At 44.1% G+C, this 8629-nt stretch carries 8 protein-coding genes; 3 read left to right on the plus strand and 5 right to left on the minus strand.

Annotation, left to right across the window (positions count from 1 at the left end):
- Positions 1-85: 85 nt before the first annotated feature.
- The 5 genes from EWV84_RS15560 to pyk form a co-directional block, all read right to left on the minus strand.
- The gene (locus tag EWV84_RS15560) at positions 86-1000 is read right to left on the minus strand and encodes a hypothetical protein (protein WP_287078734.1); all 915 of its coding nucleotides are present in this window, start codon (positions 998-1000) and stop codon (positions 86-88) included.
- A 306-nt stretch (positions 1001-1306) separates the two neighbouring features.
- The gene (locus tag EWV84_RS15565; protein ID WP_287078735.1) at positions 1307-1759 is read right to left on the minus strand and encodes a hypothetical protein; all 453 of its coding nucleotides are present in this window, start codon (positions 1757-1759) and stop codon (positions 1307-1309) included.
- Between the two features lie 118 nt (positions 1760-1877).
- On the minus strand, positions 1878-3716 hold the full coding sequence (gene modB / locus EWV84_RS15570; RefSeq protein WP_287078737.1) for a molybdate ABC transporter permease subunit: 1839 nt from the start codon (positions 3714-3716) through the stop codon (positions 1878-1880).
- Between the two features lie 150 nt (positions 3717-3866).
- The gene (modA, locus tag EWV84_RS15575; protein WP_287078740.1) at positions 3867-4664 is read right to left on the minus strand and encodes a molybdate ABC transporter substrate-binding protein; all 798 of its coding nucleotides are present in this window, start codon (positions 4662-4664) and stop codon (positions 3867-3869) included.
- Positions 4665-4869: 205 nt separating this feature from the next.
- Positions 4870-6291 carry a pyruvate kinase gene (gene pyk, locus EWV84_RS15580; protein WP_287078738.1) on the minus strand — a complete coding sequence of 474 codons (1422 nt, stop codon included), beginning with the start codon at positions 6289-6291 and terminating at the stop codon, positions 4870-4872.
- 274 nt (positions 6292-6565) lie between these two features.
- Here pyk and bchM point away from each other — a divergent pair, with 274 nt between their 5' ends.
- The 3 genes from bchM to msrA are packed head-to-tail and all read left to right on the plus strand — an operon-like array spanning position 6566 to position 8504.
- Positions 6566-7258 carry a magnesium protoporphyrin IX methyltransferase gene (gene bchM / locus EWV84_RS15585; RefSeq protein WP_286826097.1) on the plus strand — a complete coding sequence of 231 codons (693 nt, stop codon included), beginning with the start codon at positions 6566-6568 and terminating at the stop codon, positions 7256-7258.
- Positions 7259-7261: 3 nt separating this feature from the next.
- Positions 7262-8029, plus strand: coding sequence for a 3-methyl-2-oxobutanoate hydroxymethyltransferase (gene panB / locus EWV84_RS15590; RefSeq protein ID WP_286826096.1), 768 nt, complete (start codon positions 7262-7264; stop codon positions 8027-8029).
- On the plus strand, positions 8022-8504 hold the full coding sequence (gene msrA / locus EWV84_RS15595; RefSeq protein ID WP_287078739.1) for a peptide-methionine (S)-S-oxide reductase MsrA: 483 nt from the start codon (positions 8022-8024) through the stop codon (positions 8502-8504). The genes panB and msrA overlap by 8 nt, the downstream gene beginning before the upstream one ends.
- The last annotated feature ends 125 nt before the right edge of the window (positions 8505-8629 follow it).

Below are 8629 nucleotides of genomic sequence, written 5' to 3' on the forward strand. Positions count from 1 at the left end.
TAAGTTTTTATTATTATTTCCCCTTATTAAGTATATCTGTATTAAATAGTTCAAGGATTTTTGACCTTTTGTCATTTAGCGATCGCTATTGAATAAAAACTTTTCCATCTACTGACATTCGCTGATGGGTTAAATGATTTTTTGCCCAGTTCTGAGGTAAATCTAATTCTTGAGAAATATCTTGTTTTAGATGTCGCTCAATTAAGGTTGGTAAATCCAATCCTTCTGTGGTGGTAATCACTTCCTGCCATCTCCGTAAACGTAAAAAGACAGGAATTAAAACAGGTGCATTTTGTTTCGGTTGTTTTAGAGCGTAGTTATAGGCTAAATGACGCAATAAAGTCGTTTTTCCTCGTCCACCAGGAGCCAGAATTAACAACCGTAAATTTGTCCTCTTTTTAGCCCGTCGCAATAAATTCCAAATATCATCCCCCGTACCTTTAGATTCTTCTTCTGAGCGCAGTTCTAATTGACTCAGATCCAAATTAATAAAAATTTCTTCTAGTTCCGGGGTAGAAAAACCAAAGATTGCATCTTCAATCCCTTCAATATCATCATAACGACAATCTGAATCCCGTAATTTAATTAAATATTTCCCGTCAGGATTAGCTAATTGCCAACGTATTTTTTCCAGTCCTTTGTCTAGCCAAACAAAAAAGCTTAAGGCTGTACCTTTACCGTGATCTTTACCTTTGGTTCTTGCTACTTCTAAAAACGCTTTACTCCAGGCTGATCCGTAGGTAAAAAAGCCCGCGACGATAAAAGTGACTCCCCCGACAATAATCGCCTTAACCGTGTCATGTTGACTAACCCAAGTTACGATGCCTGTAATGCTACCCCCGATAATTGGAAGGGAAAGAGCGGAGGTTCGGAATTGATGGGCAAAAAAAGCAGTGATTTTTCCCGTCCAAACTTGAGCCTGTTCCTTTTCCTGGTCAAAATCTGATTCTTTTTTCTCTTCAGATTCGGATTCTTCTGACTTTGCGGTTTTATCGTCCATAAATCCCCTTTGATCAACCTCTTCTAATTATACTAGACCCCTTTGGAGTGGTGTTATTGGCTTATACCATTTTTCAAAAACCAATTAATAAATCAATATCGCTTTTTTCGGAAGATATAATAAATTTTTGAGTAGGGGCGAAGCATTCGGACAATAACCCATTCCTGAAACCGGAGATTTTCTATCGGAATGCTTCCCTCGTACTCAGAACCAATATAACACTAATTCATTAATCAGAAAAATTACTCAAAAAACTCTGTGTCCTCTGGGTCTCTGTGGTGAGCAATCAATTACTCAATCGACACTTTAGACATCTTCCACTACTTTTACCATTCCTTCTCGACCAACTTCTCCCAACTTTTCTCCCCAAACCTCCCAGCAATCTTCACAGGATTTTCCTACTCGTTCTTTGACGTTAATTCGGTAGTAAAAATGTGTTTCATTATCTCCCACTAATTCCCCCGGAAATATTTCCCAATTGGGACTAACTAACAGCAGGAGTTCGTTAATTGGATCGTAAATATCTACCTCTGGATGCGCTCTTTCGGCAATTCGCCTTAACTTGATATCTGGCAGATACATGAATTTAGGTTCACAGCAGGAATTGACCATCAGCCACAGACAACCTGGCCCCTCCACTCGGTAATTAACCCACGCAATCGCTGCTGCTATTTCTAACATTTCATCCAGCATTTCATCAGGAGTGGGTAAGTGTAAATCCACTCGCATTATCCAATCACAAGATTCCTTTTCAGTCATGATTTTATAACTCCAGATAAGACTTTTTCACTAACTAATGACACGAGCGGGTATTTAACGGGATGGTCTTGGATTTTAGAAGCTCTATATCTGTCAGCACTTGATAAAAATTAACCTATTACTTTAATAATAATAAACGCTGGGGAGATAAAGTAACAGTCCAAGGCAAAGCTTGCTCCTTGATTTCTAACCATTTATCCTTATATAACTCTGCTTGTATCTGAAAATCACGGTCGTGGTTGGAGGGTTGATTAAGTTTCAGATAGAGAGTCACCCGATGGGGTCCTTCAATGGCATTAGCTAACCAACAGGGAAAAGTATTAATATCGCTTAAATCTCGACCAAAAATAATTTGATGGGCGCGAATTCCCGTATGAGCTAAATAGTCGGGAATCCTGGAAACAGTGTGTAATTTAACATCCCAATCAATGGCTTCCAATTGTTGATTATTAATGATTACAGCACGGGAAAAATTCTTACAGCCCGTAATTTTTGCCAAACTAACGCTATCTGGTCGGTCAAAAATTTTCTGTTTAGAATTATTAGCAATTGCCCGCCCTTTTTCCATAACTAATAAATTCTCGCATATTCGATAGGCTTCATCCATATTATGGGTAACAAAAATTGTCACGCCATCGTAATTACTTAAAGTTTTGATCATCTGACGTTCTAATTGAGCGCGTAGATGGGTATCAAGGGCAGAAAAAGGCTCATCTAATAATAAAGCTTCCGGACGACTAGCTAAAGCGCGAGCGATGGCGACCCGTTGCTGTTGTCCCCCCGATAATTGATGGGGATAACGGTTTTCCATGCCGGGTAACTGCACTAATTCTAATTGGTTGGCAATCTGCTGACGGATAATTTTTGTGGGTAACTTTTGCGAGAGACCAAAAGCGATATTTTCTGCCACGGTGAGATGGGGAAAAAGGGCATAATTCTGCACCACAAAACCGATACGACGCTGACGACTGGGCAGATTAATTCTCTTTTCGGAATCGAAGAGAATGCGCCCATTTAAGACAATACGACCCCTTGAGGGCGTTTCCACACCAGCCAGCGATCGCAAAATCAGGCTTTTTCCCGACCCCGAAGCTCCTAATAGTCCTAGGGGCTGATTTTGGCAGTTAAAAGTTACCGATAGGTTAAAACCGGGTAAATATTTTTCTATATCGACAAATAAGCCTATTTTATCTCTATAATGGGGATTTTCAGCTTCTAAAAGGGCAAAATCGCGACCCTCCCAGGGTTGCAGCCAGTCTTCCATCTCGTTAGGTTTGCTTTCTCCCGGTCGTCCTAATTGCTGTTTGCGTTGACTTTGCCAGAGATTAACGGCGATAATTCCCGATAGGGAGATTAATATGATGATAAACACCCATATCCAAGCCTCGGTCATCGCTCCTGCTTCCACAGCAAAGAAAATCGCCATCGGGATAGTTTGAGTTTGCCCCGGAATATTACCCGCTAACATCAAAGTCGCCCCAAATTCCCCCAAAGCGCGGGCAAAAGCTAGGGTTAATCCTGCTAATACTCCGGGGAAGGAGAGGGGCAAAAGTACGCGCCAGAATATTTTCCCTTCCGATGCCCCTAAAGTGCGGGCAACCTGTAAAAGATTGGCATCCACCTGTTCAAAAGCGCCGAGGGTGGTTTTGTACATCAGGGGAAAAGCTACCACCGTCGCGGTGATAACGGCGGCATACCAAGTAAAAACGATGCGAAAATTAAATAAGTCTAATAACTGTCCTAATAGTCCGTTTTTGCCGAATAGGAGCAGTAAAATGAAGCCTAGCACCGTCGGGGGCAAGATTAAGGGCGCGATGAAAACTCCCTCGATTAGGGATTTCCACCGTCCGCGATAGCCCAACATCCAATAAGCGGCGGCAATACCGAGAAAAAAGATGATTATCAGGGCAATGGTGGCGGTTTTCAGGGATATCCATAGGGGGGAAAAGTCTGGCATTTTTCAGGGGTCAGGGGTTGGGTATTGGGGTGGTCACTGCGTGCGCGTTGCGGGGGTGTTGGGGTGTTGGGGTGTTGGGGTTTTCGGGTTTTAGTTGAAATTCCCCACTTCCCCACTTCCCCACTTCCCCACTTCCCCACTTCCCCTAAATTATCTGGCTATTCCGAAGCCGAATTTTTCAAAAATGTTTTTAGCGGCTGTCCTGGTGAGATATTGGGCGAAAGTCTTGGCAGCTTGCGGGTTTTTACTAGCTTTTATCACAGCTATCGGGTAAATAATCGGAGAATGGAGATTATTGGCAGCCGTAGCCACTACTTTTACTTGGTCGGAAATTTTGGCATCGGTGATGTAAACAATGCCAGCATCGGCGTTACCAGTCTCTACGGCGGCGAGAACATTACGGACAGAGTTAGCAAAGACCAGTTTTGGTCTTATTTGCTCTAAAATGCCGAGATTTTTCAGAACTTCTTCGCTGTACTGACCGACGGGAACGCTGCGCGGTTCACCCACGGCAATTCTTTTGACATTACTGTTAGTCAGGGAACGAAAATCGCTAATTTTTAGGGTGTAATTCTTGGGAACGATTAAAACTAGGCGATTAGTGAGCAGTTTTCTTCTGGTACTTGTATCGATCAAACCAGCTTTTGCTAAAGCGTCCATTTGCTTAGTCGCGGCCGAGAGGAAAACATCGGCCGGCGCACCTTGTGTAATTTGCTGTTGCAAAGCCCCCGACGCACCAAAGTTATAGTTAACTTTAATGTTGCCATGGGCTTTTTCAAACCCCGGCTTGATTTCTTCTAGGGCATCTTTGAGACTAGCGGCGGCAGAAACTAGAATTGTCTGGGTTTGCGCGGTGGTGATAGTAGATGAAAAAAGGTTTATGCCCAGAAATAATAAGCAACTAAGGGCAATTGAGCCGATAAAAGCCAGAAAATATCGTCTTTTCATCAAGATTGATAGCAAGCGATCGATATTTATATTTCTATCACAACCAATCCACCGCCCGAAATCTGTATCTAGGTTTTGCGGCAAAAAGTTTTTCGTGGGGTGTGGGGTGTGGGGTGTGGGGAGAATAAATAGAAATAATCTCCTATCTCCTATCTCCCGTCTCCTGTCTCCTATCTCCTGTCCCCTGACTCCCGACTCCTAGAACTTACGAAATCGTGTGAATTTTGAGGAAATTGGTGCCTTTAGTTTTCTGCATGGGAATTCCCGCCATAATCAGGATTTTATCGCCCGATTGGGCGAGATTTTTCTGAAGCAGAATTGATTCCGTTTGCTTTAACACATCCTCAAAGACAGACACCTGATGGTCAAGAAGAATCGGGATCACACCCCAGACTAGATTGAGACGGTGATAGACTCGTTTATTGGGAGTCATGGCAATGACGGGAACCGAGGGACGTTCCTTAGAAGCCAGTAGCGAAGTGTAGCCAGAAGTGGTAAAAGTGACAATATAACGGAGATCAAGGGTTTGATCGATCGCCACTAAAGCCTCACTGAGAGCGTGAGTTTCATCGGACTGATTGGGGGGAACATTATCAAACTTCACATCCGCTTCCACATCATGGGCGATTTTGGCCAACATAGCCACTGCTTTGACGGGAAAATCTCCCACTGCTGATTCCCCCGATAACATCACCGCATCGGTTCCATCGATAATCGCATTAGCCACATCACTAGCCTCGGCCCGAGTCGGTCGGGGATTGTGAATCATGCTTTCTAACATCTGGGTGGCAGTGATGACGGGAATAGTTTTCATGTTGCAGAGTTTGATAATGCGTTTTTGCAACATGGGGACTTTTTCGGGACTTAATTCTACCCCCAAATCGCCCCGGGCCACCATAATTCCGTCACATTCCTCGATAATTGACTCCAAATTTTCGATCGCTTGCGGTTTTTCAATTTTAGCTATCACTGGCACATCCCCATGATTTCTCTCGGCTAAAAATGCTTTAATCGCCTTGATATCTTCTCCTTTACGAACAAAACTCAGGGAAACCCAATCAACCCCCTGAGAAAGACCAAATTCTAGGTCTTGTTTGTCTTTTTCGGTCATGGAAGGTAAGCGCAAATTGAGACGGGGTAGATTAACTCCCTTGCGACTTTTGAGAATTCCTCCCTCCAACACTTGACATTTTAGGTCTTTTCCGTTAATTTCAACGATTTTTAGCTCTAATAAGCCATCATCAAGGAGAATTTGCTCACCTAGCTGTGCCTCCTCGGCCAGATAGGGATAATCGATCGCAACGGTGTTCGCTTCTCCCCGATACTCATCCATGGGTACAAGGGTGAGATAATCGCCGTCGTTGATGGTAATCGAACCATTGGGGAGATTACCAACGCGAATTTTCGGCCCTTGTAAATCTTGCAGGAGAGTGATAGGATTGTCTAATTCTTGAGAAATTTGCCGTAAAAGGGCAACAACTTTCCCATGATCTTCGTAGCTACCGTGGGAAAAGTTTAGCCGCGCTACATTCATCCCCGCACCGATCATCTGCTTGAGGACTTCTGGCGAATTACTGGCAGGGCCGATCGTGGCTACGATCTTAGTTCTATGGGTAATAATTGACATGGAACCCTTATTGACCGAATCTTGGAACGATTACATGATATTCACTTTAGGTTAACTAACGGTGAAGCGGAAAACAAATTAAGCTTTTCCACAGACTTGCAATCGCTCTGGGTCCTCTCCTTAGCAGTCAGGAGTCAGCTATCAGCGGCAACCGTTGAGAGCTTGAAAATCCGCAATACTTATGTTCTGACGGCAACCCCCAATGATTCAGTCGGAAAACTGGCTTTCACGGTAGGATGAAGTAATAACCATCTCCGCTCGTTTAGATTTCGTTATGACCAACACATTAGACGATAAAGCCATAGTCAAGGACTATTTTAACGCCACAGGATTCGATCGCTGGCGCCGGATTTATGGGGATGGCGAAGTTAACAAAGTACAAAAAGATATTCGCATCGGTCATCAACAGACGATCGATACCGTTATCGGTTGGTTAGAAAGTGATGACAATTTGCCTAATCTCTCGATCTGTGATGCCGGTTGTGGAGTCGGTAGTCTTAGTATTCCCCTCGCTAAAGCGGGCGCAACTATTTTCGCCAGTGATATTTCTGAGAAAATGGTGACAGAAGCCAAGGAAAGAGCAGCCAAAGAGTTAGCAGATACCAGTAAACTCACCTTTGCCGTTCAAGATTTAGAAGCATTAACCGGCCAATATCACACAGTCATCTGTGTTGATGTTCTTATTCACTATCCCACAGAAGAAGCCTTAGGAATGATTAAACACCTGGGATCCCTAGCTCAATCCCGTTTAATCCTCAGTTTTGCCCCTAAAACCTGTTTATTAACCATTCTCAAGAAAATTGGTCAATTTTTCCCCGGTCCGAGTAAAACCACTCGTGCCTATCAACACAAGGAAAAAACTATTGTCGCCGCTCTCAACGAAAATGGCTTTAAAATTGAACGGACGAGTATGACTAGCACTCGTTTCTATTTTTCCCGTATCCTCGAAGCTGTCCGCAGTGAATAAATAATGGCAGTCACCATCAGCAAATTAATCGAGTGGAAGCAGCAAAAACGCGCGATTGTTACTCTCACAGCTTGGGATTATCCGATCGCGCGACTGCTCGATCGGGCGGGAATTGATATTATCTTGGTAGGTGATTCCTTAGCTATGACCGCTTTGGGCTATCCTACCACTTTACCGATCACCCTAGAGGCGATGATTCACCACGCAGCGGCCGTGTCTCGCGGGGTAAAACAAGCTTTAGTTGTCTGTGATTTGCCTTTTCTCAGCTATCAGGAAAGTGTCAGTCAGGCAATTCACTCGGCAGGAAGGATGTTAAAGGAAGCGGGAGTGCAAGGGGTAAAATTAGAGGGAGGTTATCCCGCTATGATCGAGACTATTAGCCGTTTAACCGAGATAGGCATCCCTGTTATGGGTCATATCGGATTAACTCCCCAGTCGGTCCATCGGTTGGGATACCGTCAGCAGGGAAAAACTCCATCGGATGCACAAAGATTAATCGAGGAAGCTTTAGCCTTGGAGAAAGCGGGAGTATTTGCCCTGGTTTTGGAACATATTCCCGCCAATTTAGCCGCTACTATTACCGATAAATTGACTATACCGACGATTGGTATCGGTGCGGGGGAGGATTGTGATGGTCAGGTGTTAGTAACGGCGGATATTCTAGGATTAACCGAAAAAGCTCCCCCTTTTGCCAAAGTTTATGCTAATTTAAGCGAGACAATTACAAAAGCAGTGGTGGAATTTGCCAAGGATGTGAGGGGAAATGAATAGCGGCGAAAAAGCTACTTTTGGGGCCGGCTGTTTTTGGAAAACCGAGGACTCATTTCGGCGTTTACCCGGGGTTTTAGCGACTTCTGTGGGTTATATGGGGGGAAATTTCCCCAATCCTAGTTATCTCGATGTGTTATCGCGAATTACCGGTCATGCGGAAGTGGCACAAATTGCTTATAATCCCCAAGAGATAAGCTACGAGGTGTTATTAGCCGTTTTTTGGTCAATCCATGATCCGACTCAGTTAAATCGCCAAGGACCGGACCGGGGAGAACAATATCGATCGATTATTTTTTATCACACCCCGGAACAAAAGTTAATCGCCACTGCTTCCAAGCGTCAACTACAACTATCGGGAAAGTTTCAGCAGGATATCGTTACTTTGATCGAACCCGCAGGAGATTATTATCTGGCTGATCAGTCCCATCAACAGTATTTAGAGAAAAAACTGCCGCGAGCGGTCGAGGATTTCTAGAAGAAAACTTGACATCCTCGCCGCCGTAAAACGGACGGCGATTCCTCACCACGCCACTTTTTTAGGGTGGTCGCTGAACGGGGTTGACGCAGATAGCGAAAAACGCTTAATTGCTTAAGTCTGAC

It is taken from the genome of Microcystis sp. M_QC_C_20170808_M3Col, from assembly GCF_007095505.1.
GTDB lineage: Bacteria > Cyanobacteriota > Cyanobacteriia > Cyanobacteriales > Microcystaceae > Microcystis.

Bases quoted from the DNA above. Each gene is read 5' to 3' on its own strand.
- EWV84_RS15560 (WP_287078734.1), bottom strand. From the start codon at position 1,000: ATGGACGATAAAACCGCAAAGTCAGAAGAATCCGAATCTGAAGAGAAA.
- EWV84_RS15565 (WP_287078735.1), bottom strand. From the start codon at position 1,759: ATGACTGAAAAGGAATCTTGTGATTGGATAATGCGAGTGGATTTACAC.
- modB (WP_287078737.1), bottom strand. From the start codon at position 3,716: ATGCCAGACTTTTCCCCCCTATGGATATCCCTGAAAACCGCCACCATT.
- modA (WP_287078740.1), bottom strand. From the start codon at position 4,664: ATGAAAAGACGATATTTTCTGGCTTTTATCGGCTCAATTGCCCTTAGT.
- pyk (WP_287078738.1), bottom strand. From the start codon at position 6,291: ATGTCAATTATTACCCATAGAACTAAGATCGTAGCCACGATCGGCCCT.
- bchM (WP_286826097.1), top strand. From the start codon at position 6,566: ATGACCAACACATTAGACGATAAAGCCATAGTCAAGGACTATTTTAAC.
- panB (WP_286826096.1), top strand. From the start codon at position 7,262: ATGGCAGTCACCATCAGCAAATTAATCGAGTGGAAGCAGCAAAAACGC.
- msrA (WP_287078739.1), top strand. From the start codon at position 8,022: ATGAATAGCGGCGAAAAAGCTACTTTTGGGGCCGGCTGTTTTTGGAAA.